General features: G+C 55.0%; 20 protein-coding genes and 1 pseudogene. 12 read left to right on the forward strand and 9 right to left on the reverse strand.

What is annotated here, in order from left to right:
* A pseudogene (gene gcvT, locus ACTG39_RS03840) lies at positions 1-564 on the reverse strand (glycine cleavage system aminomethyltransferase GcvT); the annotation flags it as partial.
* Between the two features lie 115 nt (positions 565-679).
* On the opposite strand from gcvT, the gene ACTG39_RS03845 reads away from it, so the two are divergent.
* Both ACTG39_RS03845 and ACTG39_RS03850 read left to right on the forward strand, forming a co-directional pair.
* A complete protein-coding gene (locus tag ACTG39_RS03845) occupies positions 680-1,198 on the forward strand; it encodes a shikimate kinase (protein ID WP_439106212.1) in 519 nt (172 codons plus the stop codon).
* Positions 1,199-1,613: 415 nt separating this feature from the next.
* Positions 1,614-1,832, forward strand: coding sequence for a PA3496 family putative envelope integrity protein (locus tag ACTG39_RS03850; protein WP_439106213.1), 219 nt, complete (start codon positions 1,614-1,616; stop codon positions 1,830-1,832).
* Between the two features lie 81 nt (positions 1,833-1,913).
* Here ACTG39_RS03850 and ACTG39_RS03855 read toward each other — a convergent pair whose 3' ends face one another.
* Together ACTG39_RS03855 and ACTG39_RS03860 are read right to left on the reverse strand one after the other, a co-directional pair.
* Positions 1,914-2,762 carry a hypothetical protein gene (locus ACTG39_RS03855; protein ID WP_439106214.1) on the reverse strand — a complete coding sequence of 283 codons (849 nt, stop codon included), beginning with the start codon at positions 2,760-2,762 and terminating at the stop codon, positions 1,914-1,916.
* A 4-nt stretch (positions 2,763-2,766) separates the two neighbouring features.
* The gene (locus tag ACTG39_RS03860; RefSeq protein WP_439106215.1) at positions 2,767-4,113 is read right to left on the reverse strand and encodes a glutamine synthetase family protein; all 1,347 of its coding nucleotides are present in this window, start codon (positions 4,111-4,113) and stop codon (positions 2,767-2,769) included.
* Positions 4,114-4,275: 162 nt separating this feature from the next.
* Between ACTG39_RS03860 and ACTG39_RS03865 the strand changes: the two genes are divergently transcribed.
* The 5 genes from ACTG39_RS03865 (at position 4,276) to ACTG39_RS03885 (ending at position 9,124) form a co-directional block, all read left to right on the forward strand.
* Positions 4,276-5,556 carry an NAD(P)/FAD-dependent oxidoreductase gene (locus tag ACTG39_RS03865; protein ID WP_439106216.1) on the forward strand — a complete coding sequence of 427 codons (1,281 nt, stop codon included), beginning with the start codon at positions 4,276-4,278 and terminating at the stop codon, positions 5,554-5,556.
* On the forward strand, positions 5,553-6,584 hold the full coding sequence (epmB, locus tag ACTG39_RS03870; protein ID WP_439106217.1) for an EF-P beta-lysylation protein EpmB: 1,032 nt from the start codon (positions 5,553-5,555) through the stop codon (positions 6,582-6,584). Before ACTG39_RS03865 ends, epmB begins: the two co-directional genes overlap by 4 nt.
* Before the next feature lie 126 nt (positions 6,585-6,710).
* Positions 6,711-7,154, forward strand: a complete 444-nt coding sequence (locus ACTG39_RS03875; protein ID WP_439106218.1) for a hypothetical protein — start codon at positions 6,711-6,713, stop codon at positions 7,152-7,154.
* 18 nt (positions 7,155-7,172) lie between these two features.
* Positions 7,173-7,544, forward strand: coding sequence for a hypothetical protein (locus ACTG39_RS03880; RefSeq protein ID WP_439106219.1), 372 nt, complete (start codon positions 7,173-7,175; stop codon positions 7,542-7,544).
* Positions 7,545-7,570: 26 nt separating this feature from the next.
* The gene (locus tag ACTG39_RS03885; RefSeq protein WP_439106220.1) at positions 7,571-9,124 is read left to right on the forward strand and encodes a tetratricopeptide repeat protein; all 1,554 of its coding nucleotides are present in this window, start codon (positions 7,571-7,573) and stop codon (positions 9,122-9,124) included.
* 221 nt (positions 9,125-9,345) lie between these two features.
* Here ACTG39_RS03885 and ACTG39_RS03890 read toward each other — a convergent pair whose 3' ends face one another.
* Complete coding sequence (locus ACTG39_RS03890; RefSeq protein ID WP_439106221.1) at positions 9,346-10,950, reverse strand: SulP family inorganic anion transporter; 1,605 nt, start codon at positions 10,948-10,950, stop codon at positions 9,346-9,348.
* A 148-nt stretch (positions 10,951-11,098) separates the two neighbouring features.
* Here ACTG39_RS03890 and ACTG39_RS03895 point away from each other — a divergent pair, with 148 nt between their 5' ends.
* From ACTG39_RS03895 to ACTG39_RS03915, 5 genes are all read left to right on the forward strand, one after another.
* Positions 11,099-12,028 carry a hydrogen peroxide-inducible genes activator gene (locus tag ACTG39_RS03895; protein WP_439106222.1) on the forward strand — a complete coding sequence of 310 codons (930 nt, stop codon included), beginning with the start codon at positions 11,099-11,101 and terminating at the stop codon, positions 12,026-12,028.
* Between the two features lie 129 nt (positions 12,029-12,157).
* A complete protein-coding gene (locus ACTG39_RS03900; RefSeq protein WP_439106223.1) occupies positions 12,158-12,697 on the forward strand; it encodes a hypothetical protein in 540 nt (179 codons plus the stop codon).
* A gap of 63 nt (positions 12,698-12,760) precedes the next feature.
* Entirely contained in the window at positions 12,761-13,471 is a 711-nt protein-coding gene (locus ACTG39_RS03905) for a crotonase/enoyl-CoA hydratase family protein (RefSeq protein ID WP_439106224.1), read from the forward strand.
* A complete protein-coding gene (locus tag ACTG39_RS03910) occupies positions 13,471-14,082 on the forward strand; it encodes a tRNA-(ms[2]io[6]A)-hydroxylase (RefSeq protein WP_439106225.1) in 612 nt (203 codons plus the stop codon). The genes ACTG39_RS03905 and ACTG39_RS03910 overlap by 1 nt, the downstream gene beginning before the upstream one ends.
* Complete coding sequence (locus ACTG39_RS03915; protein WP_439106226.1) at positions 14,079-15,320, forward strand: hypothetical protein; 1,242 nt, start codon at positions 14,079-14,081, stop codon at positions 15,318-15,320. Before ACTG39_RS03910 ends, ACTG39_RS03915 begins: the two co-directional genes overlap by 4 nt.
* On the opposite strand, the gene ACTG39_RS03920 is transcribed toward ACTG39_RS03915, so the two are convergent.
* From ACTG39_RS03920 to ACTG39_RS03940, 5 genes are all read right to left on the reverse strand, one after another.
* A complete protein-coding gene (locus tag ACTG39_RS03920) occupies positions 15,311-16,417 on the reverse strand; it encodes a zinc-binding dehydrogenase (protein WP_439106227.1) in 1,107 nt (368 codons plus the stop codon). The genes ACTG39_RS03915 and ACTG39_RS03920 overlap by 10 nt on opposite strands.
* A 142-nt stretch (positions 16,418-16,559) precedes the next feature.
* Positions 16,560-17,186: a LysE/ArgO family amino acid transporter gene (locus ACTG39_RS03925; protein WP_439106228.1), complete on the reverse strand. Its 627-nt coding sequence runs from the start codon at positions 17,184-17,186 to the stop codon at positions 16,560-16,562.
* A gap of 46 nt (positions 17,187-17,232) precedes the next feature.
* Positions 17,233-17,601, reverse strand: coding sequence for a VOC family protein (locus tag ACTG39_RS03930; RefSeq protein WP_439106229.1), 369 nt, complete (start codon positions 17,599-17,601; stop codon positions 17,233-17,235).
* 124 nt (positions 17,602-17,725) lie between these two features.
* Complete coding sequence (gene arsN2 / locus ACTG39_RS03935; RefSeq protein WP_439106230.1) at positions 17,726-18,202, reverse strand: arsenic resistance N-acetyltransferase ArsN2; 477 nt, start codon at positions 18,200-18,202, stop codon at positions 17,726-17,728.
* Between the two features lie 45 nt (positions 18,203-18,247).
* Positions 18,248-18,676, reverse strand: a complete 429-nt coding sequence (locus tag ACTG39_RS03940) for an MAPEG family protein (protein ID WP_439106231.1) — start codon at positions 18,674-18,676, stop codon at positions 18,248-18,250.
* Between the last annotated feature and the right edge of the window lie 28 nt (positions 18,677-18,704).

Below are 18,704 nucleotides of genomic sequence, written 5' to 3' on the forward strand. Positions count from 1 at the left end.
GTACCCAGAGCATGTCACGTACAAAGGAATGCCATCCAATTCGCAATGCACACCCTGGAGAAACACCAGGTCTGCGGCCTCGGGCAGCAACTCGCCCAATACTTCTCTGGCCTGCGGGCCCTGTAGGGCCAACAGCCCCTGACCCTGAAGCTCCCGCAGGCTTTGGTCAGCTGTAAGCTTCGATTCGATCCATGCGCGGTCCTCGACCTTGCAGGACGCATTAACGACCAAAAAGAACTGCTCCGGACCCCAGCGGGTAATGATCAAATCATCTCGTACGCCGCCTTCATCATTGGTCAGCAGCGCATAGCTCTGGCGGTGCTCTCCCAGGACCTCAAGATCGACAGGGACCAGAGACTCCAGGGTTGCTGTGATTCCCGGACCTTCAAGAATCAGCTGCCCCATGTGTGACACATCAAAAAGTCCCGCGTGTTCACGGGTATGTCGGTGCTCCGCAATAATGCCGTCGCTGTATTGCACGGGCATGTCATAGCCCGCGAAGGGCACCATGCGGGCGCCCAGTTCTCGGTGCAGGGCATCCAGAGGCGTATGTTTGAGGCTCATTTCAATTCTTCCATATTTTTGCTGCCGACGCGGGGCGGAACTTTAACATGGGCTCAAAGAGCATTGAGCCTTTGCCAGAAGTCAGGATAATGCACTGCTGCAACAGGGACACACCATGAGCAATATCCGCACACAGTTTCAAACCATCAGCCTCATTGGCATGCCCGGCGTCGGCAAAAGCACCGTGGGCGTCATATTGGCAAAACTCATTGGTCTGGAGTTTACCGACACTGATCTGTCGATTCAGGCCCGTGAAGGTCGGACCCTGCAGCAGGTCATCGACACTGACGGCCATTTACAGCTTCGCGATATTGAAGAAGCCGTGCTGCTGAATGAGCCTTTGGACGGCCGGGTTCTGGCGACGGGTGGCAGCGTAATCTACAGCGGCGCGATTATGGCGCGTCTGCGCGCAGCAGGACCGGTGGTTTATCTTCGCGCAGACGTGGCAACCCTGATACAGCGCGTCTCGGCCAACCCCGACCGGGGCATTGCCAGCAGTGCCGATCAGACCTTCGAAGACATCTACAATGAGCGAACTCCCCTGTATGAACGCTTCGCATCCCACAGCGTCGATGCCGTTGGAGGCAGCGCAGACGCCGTGGCCTCGCTTATTGTGCAAGAGCTCTATTCCTGAGCGGCAACTTCACACTATCTGAGAGCGAACACGTTCGCGATACAGCTCGGTCCATGTTCACAGGCAAACTAGAACAATAGAGAGCGCTGAATCAGGCATCAAAAGCCCCGCTTTTCCGCTAAAAAACGCTTTTACTCACCCCAAAGGCCACTGGCACAGCCTTTGCAAAGTACAGAACGCGACCTCTTTAGGACGCACGACGAGGCTCCCGGACACGCGACCTGCAGGCTTGGCACATGGATGTGCCGCGTGAATTCATGGATGAAATCCGGGTTTGCCCGTCAATTTTTCATAAAAAATTGTGCATTTTGATCGTAATTTTTCATGTAAATCAGACATATAAACATATTGACTCGCTCACAAGGCTGCCCGATATTGGGAGCGTTGATGGCCCGTAATCATCAGGAGGTGGTTTGTGGGAGATCGCAATCAGGAAGCCGTCACTGACGGCATGGACGAAATGTTCGAGCCTGTAATCGGAGAGTTCTCAGAAGAGACCTATGAAGGTCTTAGTACGGAGTCCTCGGATAAGCACCAACTGGCAGAAAAACGCCGGCGTGCTGAACAGAGAATCGAGGAGCTTAGGCTCCGAGAGGAGCTCGGCGACTACGACCTGGAGTACGACGACTACTAAGCTAGCGTCTGGCGCTAGCTACGGTAACCGTCACCCCGTTCCGCGGTGTTTACGCGCGGCCTCAGTATTGCGCTGAAATACTCAAATCTGCACTCCGCTCTCCACAGAACCCTGTGTCTCACGCTGCCAGTCGAACACATTTAATTCGATGAAGATAAACGCGAATAGCCACAGACTCGCGTCATAGAAATCCAGAAACTTGCCCTCAAAACCCCAATACACTGCCGCGATAAACAGCGTGGAATACAGGCAGTATTTGAGATAACGCGTGCCGTCCAAAACTGCATTCGTAAGATTTCCCCGTAACTGCAATCGCACTTCAATTTCCAGTACCACGACGACCAGTATCCAGGCTGCAGCATTGATGACATCGGTCCAGGCCAGATAGCGCGTCGCGCGTAAAGTGTCCGCATCTGAGACGATATTGAAGTCACTGATGCGCAGCGCCGCATCGGCAACCACGAAGCAATTTTGAACACTCAGTGGCTCGTATTCATCCAAAGTCAGTAACAGCGACCAATCGTCAGCAAGTTGCGCACAACCGTTCCAAGCTTCCATGGGAGTCACTTTGTATAGAGTGATGAGCTCGGCGCAGTAACCTGTAAAAGCCCAAACGATGGCGCCACCGCAAAGGAGACGAATTCCGTGGAGTCCTAGCTTCACCCGGCCGCGAATTTTCTCGTCATCCAGCACCGAGGTCTCAAGCTCGAAGAGCAGCAGCAACACCACCCAAGCCGCCGTATCCAGCGTCGCCGCGAATACCTGAACGAACTGGTTAAGAGACATAGCGCCTGTAAAGGTATGCTCGAGGGAGCTCGTCTCCTCCTGCAGAAACAGGTAGACGTTACCCAAGAGCAACAGGTAAGTCAGATACTTAACCGCGGTAAAGACGCGCCCCCGCAGGCTCGACCCAAAAAACTCGCTGGTCATGCCCCTAAACCTGCAAGAGCAAGTGCTCTCGCTCCCAGGAACTGATTACCCGATTGAACTCCTCAAACTCATCAAGCTTCACCGCCGCATAGGCACGCAAAAACAGATCGCCAAAGAGCTCACGCAGCGCGGGGGTGCTTCCAAGGTTTCGCAAGCCTTCTTCCAAGGTTCGCGCCACCTCCACACTGTCCTCATTAGCCGTGCCCATGTGCGGAGCGGTGGGCGTCAGCTGCGCCTGCATGCCTACCAGACCACTCGCCAGGGATGCCGCAATTGCGAGATAAGGGTTGGCGTCCGCACCGGGAAAACGGTTCTCGACGCGCGTGGCCGCCAGGTCGCTGTGGGGCACGCGGAATGCGCAGGTTCGGTTATCCAGACCCCAGTTCAGATTGATGGGCGCAGATATATCAGGGGCCAATCGACGATAGGAGTTCACATTCGGGGCGTAGAGACTAATCAGCTCCGGAGTGTATTTCTGGAGACCCGCGATGTAGCTCAGGAAGGCCGGCGAGTGCTCGCCGTTTGCGTCTACGAAGATATTGTTACCCGATGCATCGAGGAGGCTTTGGTGAATGTGCATGGCACTGCCCGGTTCGTTCTTCATGGGCTTAGCCATAAAGGTCGCGTACATATTGTACTTATGCGCGGTCTCGCGCACGGTGCGCTTAAACACAAACACCTGATCGGCAAGCGACAAAGGGTCGCCGTGACGAAAGTTAATCTCCATCTGCGCAGCGCCGTTTTCGTGGATAAGCGTGTCCACATCGAGAGACTGGGCGTCGGCGTAGTCGTACATGTCCTCCACAAAATCTTCAAACTCCGCAACGGCATCAATACTGTAGGAAAGTCGCGCTGTTTCCCGGCGGCCGCTGCGCCCCAAGGGAGGAACCAGCTCGTTGTCCGCATCCTCGTTGCGCGCTACCAGATAGAACTCCATCTCTGGTGCGATCACTGGCTGGATTCCTGCCTCCTGGTAGGCATCGAGCACCTTACGCAGCACCGTACGGGACGCGAGGGGATGGAGCTCCCCCGCCTGGGTATAGCAGTCATGGATTATCTGCGCGGTAGGCTCTCGCGCCCAGGGCACGAGACGCATGGTTGACTCATCCGGGCGGAGCAACATGTCCGTATCTGTGGGCTCCACAAAATCCCAGTGCTCATCGCTGTACTCGCCCGTCACCGTCTGCACCAGAATGCTCTCTGGGAGCCGGGGGTCTCCATGAGAAATGAACTGATGCGCGGGAATAAATTTGCCTCGAGCATTGCCGGTCATGTCGGGCACCAGACATTCAATCTCGGATATCTGCTGCTGCTTGAGCCAGTCTGTGATGGTCTTGTGATTCGCTGTCATGCGATGTTTCCCTCGATTTGTAAAAGAGTATCGCAGTAGCCCCTTAGACCTCGCAATACCCATTAAAGGCTAGCTCAGGTCCGCGCTACTATTCGCGGGCGCAAGGGGGCTGCGCTACTATGCTCAGCTACAAAATCTTGGTTCGAGTCCATTCTTAGCGATATGAGTGAAGCACACGTCAATTCCTGGTACGCGGCAACAGCCAACTATCACGATAGCTTTCCAGCCCTTGCGGGAGACGAACGCTGCGACGTGTGCATTGTCGGCGGTGGCTATACGGGGCTGTCTGCCGCTATACATCTTCGCAAGCGCGGCTATAGCGTTACAGTACTCGAGGCCAACCATCTGGGATGGGGCGCGTCAGGTCGCAATGGCGGACATGTGGGCACAGGACAGCGCGCCGATCAGGACGCTCTGGAACGGCTGGTCGGTAAGCGCCACGCCAGAGCGCTTTGGGACCTGGGGCTCGAAGGCGTTGCCACGGTTTGCGAGCTCATAAAAGAGTTTGATATTCACTGCGAGCTAAAAGAAGGCAATCTCCACACCGCCTGCACAAAAAAAGCAGCACAAGAGCTACAGAGCGAAGTCGATCATCTTCAAGCGGTGTACGACTACGAAGACATCCGATATGTGGACGCCGGTGAGTTAAAGGCAATGACCTCGGCTCAGGGTTTTCATGGGGCCATGCTCGATACAGCTTCCCGTCACCTTCATCCGCTCAATTACTGCCTTGGTCTGGCGCGCGCCGCGCAAACGCTTGGTGTGGTCATGCACGAAGCTAGTCGCGTAACTCACTACGATGAAAGAACCCATGTGCATGTGCACACAGAAAACGGACAGGTAGAGTGCGAGCATCTGCTCCTCGCCTGCAACGGCTATCTCGGCAAACTCGAATCCCGAGTTGCTGGCCAGATCATGCCTATCAATAACTATGTTGTGGCCACCGAGCCCCTCAGTGAAGAAACCGCCAGGCGTTTGATTCGCGACGACACTTCCATGTCGGACTCACGCTTTGTCATCAATTATTGGAAGCTGTCGGCGGACAATCGACTGTTATTTGGCGGCGGCGAGTCCTACACCTCACGTTTTCCCAAGGATATACCCGCCTTTGTGCGGCCCCATATGCTGAGTATCTACCCGGAACTGGCCGACACCAGGATTGAGTATGGCTGGGGCGGAACCCTGGCGATCACCCTCAACCGCATGCCAGCGCTGGGACATGTGTCGCCTCGGGTTTTGTATGCGCACGGCTACTCTGGACATGGCGTTCCCATCGCTACTCTCGCCGGCAAACTAGTGGCAGAAAGCATTGCCGGCACGGCAGAACGCTTCGATGTGATGGCAAACGTTCCCACACCCCGGTTTCCCGGCGGCACATTACTTCGCTGGCCCGGCCTCGTAGCAGGAATGCTCTACTACAGTCTCCGAGACCGCCTGGGATGAGCGACGGTACAACATTACTCCGCGTGCAGCACATAGAGAGCTGGCAGGAGCAGTTACAGAATGCTCTGCGCTCACCTGACGAGCTTGCTGCTGCGGTGGGACTGGCTCTTGAGGACCTGCCGTATTCGACAGCCGCCGATGCGGACTTTCCGCTGCTCGTGCCCGAGGCTTTTGTCGCGCGGATGCAAAAAGGAAACCCCAAGGATCCTCTCTTGCGTCAAGTTTTGGCTGCAGAAGAAGAGACGCGGCAAGTCGAGGGATTCACCGATGATCCCAACGCAGAAACCAGCCTTTATGCGGGTGCGCCCGGTGTCATACAAAAATATCGTGGTCGAGCACTCTTGGTCGCAACCGGGCAGTGTGCGGTTAACTGTCGCTACTGTTTTCGCCGCAGCTATCCCTACGGCGACAATGCCCAGTCAAGCAAAGACCGTCTCGCCTCTATTGATCAACTCCTGAAAGATGCATCCATAGGCGAAGTGATCTTAAGTGGCGGGGACCCGCTGCTCCTGCCCGACGCGACCCTCGCTACCATTGCCCAGCGAATTCGCCAAAGCGACCGCGACGTCACACTGCGTATCCATACGCGACTGCCCATCGTCATCCCCGACCGAGTGACGTCTCAATTCATCGATGCGCTGACGCCAACACAGATGCGGGTCGTTGTAATCGTGCACAGTAATCACCCCAATGAAATTGATCATACAACCGCCAGCGCGCTGGACCGTTTACGCAGTGCGGGCATAACGGTACTCAATCAATCCGTGCTGCTCCGAGGCGTCAATGATGATGCCGAGGTCCTTGGGCAGCTAAGTGATCGACTCTTTGCTGCAGGCACCCTGCCCTATTACATCCATATGCTCGATAAAGTGACAGGTAGCGCCCATTTCGAAGTCGCGGAGTCTGAGGCGAAGCGGATACTGGGACAACTCGCAGGCATACGGCCGGGCTATCTGGTGCCAAAACTCGCTGCTGAGATACCAGGCGCAGACAGCAAGCGGGAGATCTCTCCAGCCTATGCAGCATAGGCGCGCACCGGAAGAGCCATAGAAAGCCATACCCCGAAGGACAGCTGAGCGCTCGCGACGGGCGTATACTGTAAAATGATGCAAGGCGAGCTTATCTGCCTGCTGGTTTCGAGGAATCCGATAATAATGATCTCAAGAATCTCCCTGTTTTGTTTGCTCAGTTCCGCCATTGGCGTGGGAACTGTGCACGCCGATGACACGTCAAGCGGCGGCGGAAGACACATAGATGATAAGCACAAAATCTCCGTCGGGATGACAAAGCAGTCCACCCAGATGACCATCGGTGCAACAACGGAGAATTTTGATCCGACGCCCATATCTCTTGACGATTTGGGTGTGGACACAAGCGATTACTCCTACTTTGTTGATTACCGCTATCGATTCAAGCCTCGCTGGTCGATGTTTGCGGGCGCATATTCGTTTTCCGGTGCGGGTGAGCGAATCAGTACGCGAGACTTCAACTTCGATGGCCAGGAATTTACCGCCCAGACGCGCATCGCTGCCAATCTTGATATTGATACCTACATACTGGATGTTTTGTATGCGGTACATCGCAGCGACAAGCTATAGGTACTCATTGGCGGTGGTTTGCATGCACTGGACTTTGGCGTCGGCCTCTCTGGCAGAATCGAAGTGGATGGCGACGACCGCGAAGCCGCGGCAGCCGGTACAACGCTACTTGCACCGGTGCCAAATTTACGCGGCTCAGCCAGCTGGGCAATGAACGACCGCGTATTTTTTACTTTGGTCGGGGGCTGGTTATCTGCAAACGTCGACGAATATGAGGGTAATTTCCGCTACGCTCACCTACGGGGTTTTTATCGAATGGGAAAGCAATTCGGCGTATCTCTCGGCTATCAGATCACGGACATAGACATCAAACAAACGCGGGCCCGCAGCACTATCGATCTTAACGCCCAGCTCGATGGACCCACAGTCACACTCACCTACAGTTTTTAAGCGGCACTACTAAGGCAATTAATCCCATGGCAAGACAGATAACTCGCGCTGAAGCGATGGACCAGGCGGCGCAGTTCGAAAAAATTGGCAACCTGGATGAAGCCAAACGCCTGTACGCACAGGTGCTCAGCGTTGAACCCGGGAATAAAAAAGCTAAAAAGGCACTGAAGGCGCTAACGGGCGATAGCAAGTCACCCCTAACACAGGCAGATTTTGAGCGGGTAGCGGGACTTGCCAATGCGGGCAAGCTTGACGCTGCACGCGCAGACATCAACAAGCTATGCCGACTTCACCCGGAGCAGCCGGCCCTACACAACCTTCGCGGCGTCGTGCTGAGTCGTCTATCAGAGCCAGAACACGCCATCGAGGCATACAAGAAGGCTCTGACCTTAGAGCCCGATTTTTCGGAAGCACTCAACAATCTCGCCACAGCCTTTACAGAACTAAAGCACTACAAAGAAGCTTTGGGCTGCTATCAGCAGTTAGTGAATCGCGGCGCTGCGGATGCTGAGGTTTATGCAAATCTCGCGAGAGCTCTTCGGGGTGCTGGGCAGCAGGACAATGCTCTGGAAGCGCTTCGACGGGCTTTGAAGCTCAATCCTCTTTACACCGATGCCTTTAACGACATCGGCAACTTGCTCAATGAGATGGGTCAGCACAGCGAAGCTGTAAAAGCCTACGAAAGCGCCTTAAACCTTGAGCCCACCCATCAAAAGGCTATGCTCAATCTGGCACAAAGCATGAGCGCTATGAATAAACCCGCGGCGGCTCTTGAGGTCTATCGCGAACTACTCGAGTTGACGCCAAACGATGAACGAGTGCTACGCGGTAGCGCCAATACCCTCCTTGCCCTTGGGCGTGATGAAGAAGCGGCCATACATCTTGAACATTTATTGAAACTTCTGCCAAACGACAAGCCCACACAACACCTGTTAGCCGCCGCAACCGGGGTAAATCTGACCCGCGGAGACGCCGCCTATGCTCGCGCAGTGTTTGAAGCCTATGCAGCAAACTTTGAAAAGCACCTCACTGAGGCGCTGGAGTACTCGGTCCCCGAGAAGATCCCCACGGTTCTGCAAAAGCTGGACGGCGAAAACGCCTGGTACAAAAACGCCCTGGATCTTGGCTGCGGAACGGGGCTCGTTGGCCTGCAGATTCGAAGCTACTGCGATCAACTAACCGGTGTAGACGTTGCATCTGCGATGCTCGATAAAGCGACCGAGAAAGCGGTCTACGATGAGTTGCTCTTAGGCGAGGTCGCCGCAATGTTACGCGATGCAGAGTCTAGCTATGACCTCATCGTCTGTGCGGACGTGCTCATTTACATCGGCGCCCTTGAGGAAGTATTCCATGGCGTCGCGAAGCGCTCCAACCCGGGCGCACGCTTCGTTCTCAGCACCGAAAAACTTGAGGGCGAAGATCTTAAACTCCAGAAATCGGGACGCTTTGCGCACTCTAGCGATTATGTTTTGCGCTGCGCAGGTGACGCGGGACTCACCCTGGTGCATCAAGAGGACATTCCGCTGCGTAAAGAGCGCGGTGACTGGCTGCCCGGTGAGTTTTTTGTATTCACTCTGTAAGTCACACTAAACTGAGCAAACCAACAGCGTAAGCATGCGACATTGTTGGGGTTACCCCGTGGCTAAGGCTGCATTCCATTGATCAAACAGCACCAGCATCTGTGAATCACTCACGTAGCTGCCGTTGTAGCGTAGTGTCAATCTAAGACCGCGACGGAATTCTAGCTCGCTGCCTGAGCATGCATTTAGGGTGTCGACATGGATGGATCATCGCTGCTGCTTTAGCGTTTCATAATCTCCTGCAACGCTTCGATTCGGGTATCAAAGTGTGCATCCTCGTGCAGGCTTCCGTCGGACCCAAGACTGCTCAGTGTGTTCCTTATCTCCTGAGCCATACCTGTAATGTAAACGCGCTTGCCTGCTTTATGGGCATCGTCAGCAATTGTCTCTACCGCTCGCGCTGCGGACACATCTAGAAAGGGAACGCGGTTAAAATCGAGGATGATGGAGTGGGTGGCTTTCTTGTACCGCTCTCTAACATGGTGACCCACGTCAGCGGCCGCCCCAAAACTCAAGGGCCCACCAAACTCAAATATGGTGACCTGAGTGCCGAGGGCCTCCAACAATGCCCTCTCCTCGTCTGAGGTTTGGGCATAGGGCCGAGAGGCTAGCTCTTCCAACTGGATCTTTGCGACCTGCTGTACATACGCCAAGGCGGCAAGAACAACGCCGGCGCCTACCGCAGTAATCAGATCTACAAACACTGTCAGGCCCAACACTAAAGCCATCAATGCCAGATCCCAACGAGGACCGCGATGGGCGCGCTTAAGATAGCTAAAGTCGATGATATCCATGCCCACTTTGACCAACACTCCCGCCAGCGCTGCGTGAGGAATGACTGATGCCACGGAACCGACACCCAGAACGACGGCGATCAACACCACAGAATGAATCATGCCAGAGAGGCGTGTAACACCGCCGGAGCGAATGTTAATCACCGTGCGCATAGTCGCGCCGGCACCCGCGATACCACCAAATAAACCTGCTACTGCATTACCAACACCCTGACCAATGAGCTCTTTGTTTGAGTTATGTCGGGTCCGCGTCATGTTGTCTGCGACCAGGGATGTCAGGAGGCTGTCAATGGAGCCCAGGACAGCCAGAATGAACGCCGCTTCGATCATCAGCATCATGGCCGATTGATCAAAGACTGGCATGTGGAAAGCGGGCAGACCCGACGGGATGTCGCCCAGAATCGGCATAGCAGGCATAAACAAGCTGAGTACCGTGCCTATCGCCAGCGCAGCAAGAGCGCCGGGGACGTACACGCCCCACTTTGTTGGCCACTTGTACGCGATGAATAAGGTCACGACACCCACAACTAGCGCGGAGTAATTGATATCCGAAAGTACCGTCGGCAGATGTGCCAAGGCATTCAAAGTACCCGACGGCGAGTCGTGACCAAAGAATGCATCGGCTTGAAGAATGATAATGATCACCCCGATGCCACTCATAAACCCTGAAACCACGGGATAAGGCACCAATCGAATGTAGTTACCGAACCCGATGGCCCCAAAAACAATCTGGAAGACCCCGGCAAGCACCACCGCGGTAAAGATAAGGCTTACATCGCCAGAGAGGCTGGCAAAGAGTCCCGCCAGTACCACCACCATAGGGCCCGTGGGTCCGGAAACGTTGGTGGGAGTCCCACCGAACATTGCCGCAAAAAATCCGACAATAATGGCACCGTACATGCCCGCGATGGGTCCCAAACCAGATGCAACGCCAAACGCCAGCGCAAGCGGTATGGCAACTACACCCGCCGTCAAACCGCCGTAGATGTCTCCGCGGAGGTGACTCAAATCAAACTTAAACAAAGACTTCATTTTTGGCCTTTTCCACCGCAATCGGGGAATTTCTACAATAGGTAGCAACTATGGCGCTTGCTAAACACAAAAGACATACAAGCTTTCGTTTTCTGTTATAGTTATTACCTATATACAACGCCTATATATTACGCGGACAGAGGCTTCAATGGCGACTATCAAGCAAGTGCAGTATTTTCAGGCGGTCGCAGAGTCGCAGTCCATCCGACGCGCCGCCGATCGTCTGGGTATCGCTCAGCCGACGCTCTCGACGCAGTTGGCGGCTTTAGAGAAGAGCCTGGGGGTCACCCTTTTTGAGCGCAGCCGACGGGTAACCCAGCTGACGCCAGCGGGGCGCCAGCTGTTGCCGGTCGCCAAACAGTTGATCGCCCAATGGCATGAAATGCAGGAGTTGGCACATACGCTGTCGGACATCGCAGCCTCCACGCACCGCATGGGCGTACCGCCAACACTGGGCCCCTATCTCTTGCCCAATATCGTGCCCGCAATCCACAAGCAGTTCGATCGCCTAAAGCTATATGTTCGCGAAGAACCTCCCAGTCAATTAGAAGCCGGCGTCAAAGAAGGCCGTCATGATCTGGCTCTAGTTCCTTTGCCGCTGCGATCAAGTAGCCTCGCTATCGACGTACTGTTCAGGGAGCCTCTACTGCTAGTCGCGTCAAAAGAGGCGGGGCTAGCGGTGGACGGCGTGCTTCAAGAGCAGGAGCTGGCTGGGATGAGTATTCTGGGCCTCGATGAACGCCATCAACTTCATCAGGAGGTGCAACGGATTTGCGAGCGCACGGGCGCGGTGCTCAATCGAGACTACGAAGGCACCAGCCTCGATACGCTGCGCCAAATGGTCGTCATGGGCATGGGCGTAGCTTTTCTACCAGCGCTCTACATACGATCAGAAATACATCGTCCGGAAGAGCTGGATGTAATCCGCATCGAAGGAGCACGACTGTATCGTGAGCACGCGTTGGTTTATCGAAGCGGCAGCCCGGTGCGTGACCTCTACCAGGCGCTGGCATCTCTCATTCGCGAGCGAATGACCGAATCCTTTAGCGATGTGGTGACACCCATTTTCGACCGCTGAATACCGAATGCCAAAACGCATCGCTTTCTACGCTTGCACAGAAGCAACATCCAACTTTTCCCCAGCCCCGATATCGCGTAGCATCGCGCTCCAAATACACAGCAAGTCCTTGTTTTGGAGTCGTTTTTCATGAGCCGCAGTTTGTTTATTTCTATCCACCTCTATCTCTCGTCATTCTTTGCAGCGGTTGTCGTGCTGGTCGCTTTTTCTGGTGGGATGTACCTGCTGGGTGTCAAAGGCTCCCTCGAGACGACAGAAGTGGGCAAAACAGGCGGCGGCGTTGCACTCATGGCGGACCCCAGCAAAGCAGCCGTGCTGGCAGCCCTTGCCACCACAGGCATCGAAGACTTCAGCTTTGATTACGTTATCACCCGTGGCGATACGCTCTACACCCGACCCACATCACGCACCTACTACGGTTTGACTGTGGATGGTGACAGCGTAACAGTGAGCCGCAACGAGCCCAGCTTCCAAAAGCGCATGCAGGAGCTGCACTTTGGTCACGGCCCGTCCATGTATCGAGAATTTCAGAAAGTCTTTGCCGCTGGCATGTTGTTTATTATCTTGAGTGGCGTGTGGCTCGGGCTCTCATCCTCGCGCCTGCGTGTAAGAACGCTCATAGCGGCGGGGAGTGGGCTGATTGTTTTTCTGGGTTTGGTGATGTCCTAAAGTAAAGCCCTTTGGTACTGCAAAGTACTGCAAACCCACGATACTTTTAGAGGGACATACACAATGACAGAACTCGTCACTGTTCAAGAGAGCGATGCCTATACGCTGCTCACCATGGATGATGGCAAAGCAAATGCATTGTCATTTGCGATGTTCGATGCCATCAACGCCGGTCTGGACACCGCCGAAGCAGCTGGCAAAGTAGTCATCATCGCCGGTCGACCGGGTAAATTCTCCGCGGGTTTTGACCTGTCAGTTATGGCAGCTGGCGGCGAGCCGATGATTAAACTGCTGCGCTGCGGTGCAGACCTGTCTAAGCGGTTTCTGACTTTCAGCACCCCCATAGTCCTTGCGGTGAGCGGCCATGCTCTGGCAATGGGCGCACTCCTATGTCTATCCGCCGACTATCGCATTGGCATAAAAGGTAATTTTAAGCTCGGCCTCAACGAAGTCGCTATTGGCATGACCCTGCCCTGGTTTGGTATCGAACTGGCACGAGCTCGCATTGCCAACGGTCAGATAAATGATGCCGTAGGCCTGGCTCATATTTATGATGCAGAGGGCGCAGTAAGTGCCGGATATCTTGACGAGGCGGTGGAGGGCGAACAGTTACTGGATCGCGCGGTGGAGCTGGCAACCGGCCTGAGTGCACTGAACATGGAAGCTCACAAAGCAACCAAGGCTCGGATTCGCGAGCCAATGCTTGAGAGACTGGAAGAAGCCCTACGCCGGGATTTTCAAGCGGGCGACTACGCCATCGCAGCCAGCAGTTAGTGGCATCATCACAAGCACAGCAACCCGAGTGCCCGCCTGGCAGCCCCCTATTGTGTGCAACGCCCGCCGAATGGGTTGAGCTTGTCCTCGGGGATTTTGATCGCTTTTTACTAGACCACGCCGCTGCCGAGAAAAAAGCCTCGGGAATGGCCATCTCTATGCTGTCCCATTACCCCGACCGCGTTGAGCTGGTTGAGGCAATGGCGGATCTCGCTATCGAAGAGCTATCCCACTACCGCGAAGTCGTGAAGTGGATACATCAACGGGGTGGACGCACCGGTGCTGACGAGAAAGATGCCTATGTCGGTCGGTTTCGTAAGTCGATTCGCGACGGCAAGGAGGCCTACCTTCTCGACCGTTTACTCACGGCAGGCATTATTGAGGCCCGGGGAGCCGAGCGATTTGCGCTCATCGCAGATGCTTTAGAGCCCGGTCCTCTGCACAAGTTTTATAGAGCGATAGCGCGGTCAGAAGAACGGCATTTTGAGCTGTTTCGCGAACTGGCTGAGCTCTACTTTGCAAAGGACGTTGTCGCTCAGCGCTGGCAGGAGTTACTGGAGGACGAGGCTGCCATAGTGCGCTCGCTACCTCTGCGCGCCGCACTGCATTGAAAGGTTTTGAGCAATACCTGCAGCGTTATGCCGTCGCGGAGGCGCGCGAGTTCAGAAAGCCCCTTCAGCTTAAGGACGACTGCCTGCGATTAGGCCGCTGGCATCGCGTGTTGGTCATCCCCGCCTACAATGAATCGCCCGCGCTCCTGGAAAACCTCAAGCGATACACAGATACGCTGCTAATCCTCGTACTGAACCGCCCTGACAACGACAGCGACTCGCAATGTAATGACGAACTTCGCAGCCACGTTCACGGCCTCACAGAGGAATTCTGTTATCCGAGCGCACACAGCACGCTAAGGCGCGCCGATAGTGGCAGCAGTAACCACATACTCCTCATCGAACGCCCCGATCCACTGCCCCATAAGGAGGCCGTAGGTTTAGCCCGTAAGATGGGCTGCGACCTTGCCTTAGCGTTGATCACAAACGGAGTTGTCGATAACTCCTGGATTCACTGCAGCGATGCGGACGCGACGCTGCCACCGGATTATTTTACCGCCAGTGAAAATTGCGATTCAGCCGCGGCCTTAACCTACCCCTTTGAACATGCCCCACCCGCCAACCCCCGCGAAAAAATCGCGATAGAGCTCTACCAAGATTACTTGCACGCGTATGTCGATGGGCTTGCGCGCGCGAGGTCACCCTATGCCTTTCACACCATTGGCAGCTGCATCGCGGTCAAAGCGGATGCTTATGCTGCAGTGAGAGGATATCCACGCCGCGCAGCGGGTGAAGATTTCTACCTCCTCAATAAGATCGCCAAACAGGGTGATGTGCAAGCGCCGAGGTGTGCGCCCATTTTGCTCTCTGCAAGACTATCCAGCCGGGCGCCCTTCGGAACCGGGCCCGCAATGAAGCAGTTGCTGGACGCAGACTCTCTGGAGTCCCTTCCATTTTTTTACGACCCCCGATGCTTCGACGGTCTCGCTGCGCTGCTTAGCTACGTACAAGAGCAGGGCGCGCCCAACAGTAAAATCTCGGAGTTTAGTGCGGGTCTACGCGGGCACACCGAACTTCTCGACGCTATCAAAGGATTGGGATTGGAGAAGTTTCTGGCTCATGCAGAGAAACAATGCGCCAGCAAAGACGCATTCATTCTTCAGTTTCACCAGTGGCTTGATGGCTTTCGTACGCTCAAGCTCATTCATGCCCTAAGCGATCGTTGGCCCAAGTTGACCGCGGCAGAGTTCGCCCTAAGACGAACTCACCAGGGATCAGTGCCTGAGGTTCAGGCGTGAGGTGTAACCAGGTACTTTTCACCGGTCTTCATGGTGCGGTAATCGGTGGCCGCTTCTTTAGTGAGCATCTCTTCCAAATTCACCCGGCTCTTGTAAGAGCTGGCAAAAGTAGTTGTCAGGCCCGCTAGCACGCGCTGACGCATACGACCCATAGTCTCCAAACCGGCGTTTGCCAAGAACGGTGTTAGCAACCAGCCCGACAGCGTCCAGCCAAAACCGTAAGCGGGCGTTAGCATAGTCGGAGTAAAGTCCAGACGACCATAGATGTACATTTTCTTGGCCTGCTCTGAACCGTAGCGTGAGAACTCGGTCATCTTGCTCACCGCGACCTGCTCCATCGCTTTGAAACAGGTATCGACCATGTTGCCACCGCCGATGGGGTCAAAGCCGTAGTAAGCACCCGTCGTTTCGATCGCACCTTTTAGCTGCTTGAAGTAATCATCGTCCGATGAGTTCACGACGTACGTTGCGCCAAGGCCCTTCAGCAGTGCCACGTGCTCTGCTTTACGGACGATGTTTACCAGTGGGATGTCATCTTCCTGACAGATCTTCACAAGCATCTGACCGAGGTTAGACGCTGCGGCAGTGTGGAGAATTGCGCTTTGACCTTCCATTTTTGCAGTCTCGACAAAGCCAAGGGCAGTCATGGGATTTACAAAAGCAGAGGCGCCTTGCTCTGAGGTGATGTCACCCAGAGGCAGACACATACCGGCGTCGGCATAGCAGTACTGCGAATAGGCATTGCCGGGTACGCAGGCCACTCGCTGGCCCATAAGCGCCTGAGCCGCTTCGGTATCACCGGCTGCGATAACGGTACCCGCGCCTTCGTTACCTACTGGGAGTCGCTGGCCGTGGCGTGCTTTTTGAGCGCTGTAAAACGGCTCGGGCATGTCGGCAACAAATTTACCCGGCGTATATTCAGCGTTATCGAGATCAGCCGCACTGGTGAGGATCGCAAGGTCTGAGGGGTTGATCGGTGCCGCTTCCATTTGAACAAGCACTGAGTTGCCCTGGGGGGCGGCGAACTCTTTTTCTACAACTTCGACAGTGAGTTTGCCATCCGCGAGGGTGCTGTATAGCTGCTTTCCTGTAGTCATCGACCAGTGTCCTTTTTAGCTACGAACGATAAGGGGCGAAGAGTATAAACGCCCGCCAGCAAAACTGCGCCCCCTGTTTGGGCGCAGTACCAAGACCGTTATCCCGCCACCAGCCCTGCCCCCTTGGGTAAACGAAATGTCGTCACGCCACTGCCAAAGCATGGCGGAGCAAAAGAACAGCAAGCACCCACATGATTATGCCAATCATGGCATCGAGCACCTGCCAGGCCGCCGGTCTTGCAAAGATTGGGGCAAGCAAGCGCGCGCCAAACCCTAAAGCGCCAAACCAGATAAAGCTTGCCGCACAGGCACCGAAAGCAAACCATGGCTGCAGCGCTGGTGGTTGCTGCGCCCCTGCGGTGCCAACCAGCAACATGGTGTCGAGATAGACGTGGGGATTCAGCAAGGTGAACGCTGCCGCCTGTGACAGCGCCGCTCCCCGACTGAGTGAGCTACCCGTTTGATCAACAATCAGCTCCCCAGGAGCTCTCGCCCGAGAGATCGCACGCCAACCATAAATTGCCAGAAAGATGGCTCCCGCCAAGGCCATACCCTTAGCTAGCCAGACGAACTCACCCAAAGCCTTTGCCAGACCAAAGACACCCGCCGTGATCAATAACGCATCGGCGATCGCACAAAGTAGAACGACGCTACCCACGTGCTCCCGTCGCAAACCCTGACGCAGCACAAATGCGTTTTGAGCGCCGATCGCTACAATCAGACCCAGGCCCAGAGAGAAGCCTTGGGCGACAGGAGAAAAGGCGGTCAATGCAAGCTCATCGCCCAAGGTAGAACAGTATTTGTGGTGGCAATCTTCAGCCCACGAAGAATGCTGCTAGTTTGTTGCCATCCAAATCGCGGAAGTAGCTCGCATAAAAACCATCGCCCCGCTGACCGGGCTCCCCTTCACATTGCCCGCCAAGTGCAAGAGCCTTGCTGTGAAGTTCTGCGACAACTTCTTTGGACTCAGCTTGAATCGCTGCCATGCCGCCATTCCCAACAGAAGCAGGCTCCTGATTAAAGGGTTTGGTCAGAGCGATGGCGCCCGCTTCCATGGACGTACCCCAGAGGATAAACCCCTCTAGCTCCATCAAGCGCTTGGCGCCACAGACCTCAAAAAGTTCATCGTAGAATGCCGCAGCGTGATCAAACTGATTTGATCCCAAGGTTACGTATCCAAGCATTATCTAGTCCTTATAGTTTGTTGAAGTTCGGTCGCACGGCACCGGGCCGAAAAGAGCATACAGGATCATCTTTCACTGCACGGCCACCGTCTGTGAGTTGGATATTAGCGCCTGAAAACGGCCATCACATGACCAGTCGCTTGGACATAACGGTCGCACTATCCGGGCAGAGGGATGAAAACTGGCGGCTTGCCCTGATCGCAGGAGGAACATCGGGCCGAGAGGTCTCTGAATAGCCTTTGGATTCAAAGTAGGCCCCTGCGGACTCCGTCAGGAGATACAAGCTTTTAAGACCCTGACTCACCGCGAGCTTCTCGAGCTCTTTGACCATCTCACCAGCAATTCCCCGTCCTCGCAAAGCGGGGGAAGTTGCTATGGAACGTATGAGCGCCGTGTCTCCACAGCGCTCCAGTCCACCGACAGCATCCATGGTTTGCGGTGTTCCCACAACTCGAAACAGCGATAAATCCTGCTCTATCAGGTCGCCTGTGGGTAGCCCGGACTCTGTAAGAAGCTTCTCTATCCCCGGTAACTCCGCTTTTACGGGCTGCCTCTTAACGTATTGCTCTCCCTGGTGCTTGGCACGCTGAGTTACTTTCAAAGTGTAGTTCGAACAGCACTCACGTGCCTTGGGTGTTACTAGCTATTAGTTGAAGGCTGCAACTGCCGCATTAAACGTCAAAACACCCAAAGGAATGTTAGATAGAAAAAAGATGGCGAAGCGAAGCTCAATTTTGTTAACCAACGCCTGCAAGAGACTGTGCACGACTCGCAACCCAACATATGTCCAAGCAGCGTAGATACTTAGCTCGGAGTTCGCACCGAGAAGAACCAAGGACAGCACAAGCGCATAGAAGACCGTTGGCTGCTCCATCAAGTGGTTGTAGTTATCAGCCTTCCACCGCACCTTGGGAGGTAACAGCGACATTTGCACGCCAGAGGGTGCGTCGGAGTCCATTTCCAATTTCATAGCGAAAATCGCGGGTATTCGCGTGGCGTACATCCATACCCACATCACGGCAGACCAAATCACCAGGGCCACCACCGGCTGAATTAATTGAGTGCTTGCTTCCATGAGTACTCCAAAGTGTCAGGTAAACGAC

Origin of the sequence: Congregibacter sp., assembly GCF_965662665.1 — a bacterium.
GTDB lineage: Bacteria > Pseudomonadota > Gammaproteobacteria > Pseudomonadales > Halieaceae > Congregibacter.

Coding starts and splice junctions, on each gene's coding strand:
- ACTG39_RS03845 (WP_439106212.1), top strand. CDS start 680: ATGAGCAATATCCGCACACAGTTTCAAACCATCAGCCTCATTGGCATG.
- ACTG39_RS03855 (WP_439106214.1), bottom strand. CDS start 2,762: ATGACCAGCGAGTTTTTTGGGTCGAGCCTGCGGGGGCGCGTCTTTACC.
- ACTG39_RS03860 (WP_439106215.1), bottom strand. CDS start 4,113: ATGACAGCGAATCACAAGACCATCACAGACTGGCTCAAGCAGCAGCAG.
- ACTG39_RS03865 (WP_439106216.1), top strand. CDS start 4,276: ATGAGTGAAGCACACGTCAATTCCTGGTACGCGGCAACAGCCAACTAT.
- epmB (WP_439106217.1), top strand. CDS start 5,553: ATGAGCGACGGTACAACATTACTCCGCGTGCAGCACATAGAGAGCTGG.
- ACTG39_RS03875 (WP_439106218.1), top strand. CDS start 6,711: ATGATCTCAAGAATCTCCCTGTTTTGTTTGCTCAGTTCCGCCATTGGC.
- ACTG39_RS03885 (WP_439106220.1), top strand. CDS start 7,571: ATGGCAAGACAGATAACTCGCGCTGAAGCGATGGACCAGGCGGCGCAG.
- ACTG39_RS03890 (WP_439106221.1), bottom strand. CDS start 10,950: ATGAAGTCTTTGTTTAAGTTTGATTTGAGTCACCTCCGCGGAGACATC.
- ACTG39_RS03895 (WP_439106222.1), top strand. CDS start 11,099: ATGGCGACTATCAAGCAAGTGCAGTATTTTCAGGCGGTCGCAGAGTCG.
- ACTG39_RS03900 (WP_439106223.1), top strand. CDS start 12,158: ATGAGCCGCAGTTTGTTTATTTCTATCCACCTCTATCTCTCGTCATTC.
- ACTG39_RS03905 (WP_439106224.1), top strand. CDS start 12,761: ATGACAGAACTCGTCACTGTTCAAGAGAGCGATGCCTATACGCTGCTC.
- ACTG39_RS03920 (WP_439106227.1), bottom strand. CDS start 16,417: ATGACTACAGGAAAGCAGCTATACAGCACCCTCGCGGATGGCAAACTC.
- ACTG39_RS03930 (WP_439106229.1), bottom strand. CDS start 17,601: ATGCTTGGATACGTAACCTTGGGATCAAATCAGTTTGATCACGCTGCG.
- ACTG39_RS03940 (WP_439106231.1), bottom strand. CDS start 18,676: ATGGAAGCAAGCACTCAATTAATTCAGCCGGTGGTGGCCCTGGTGATT.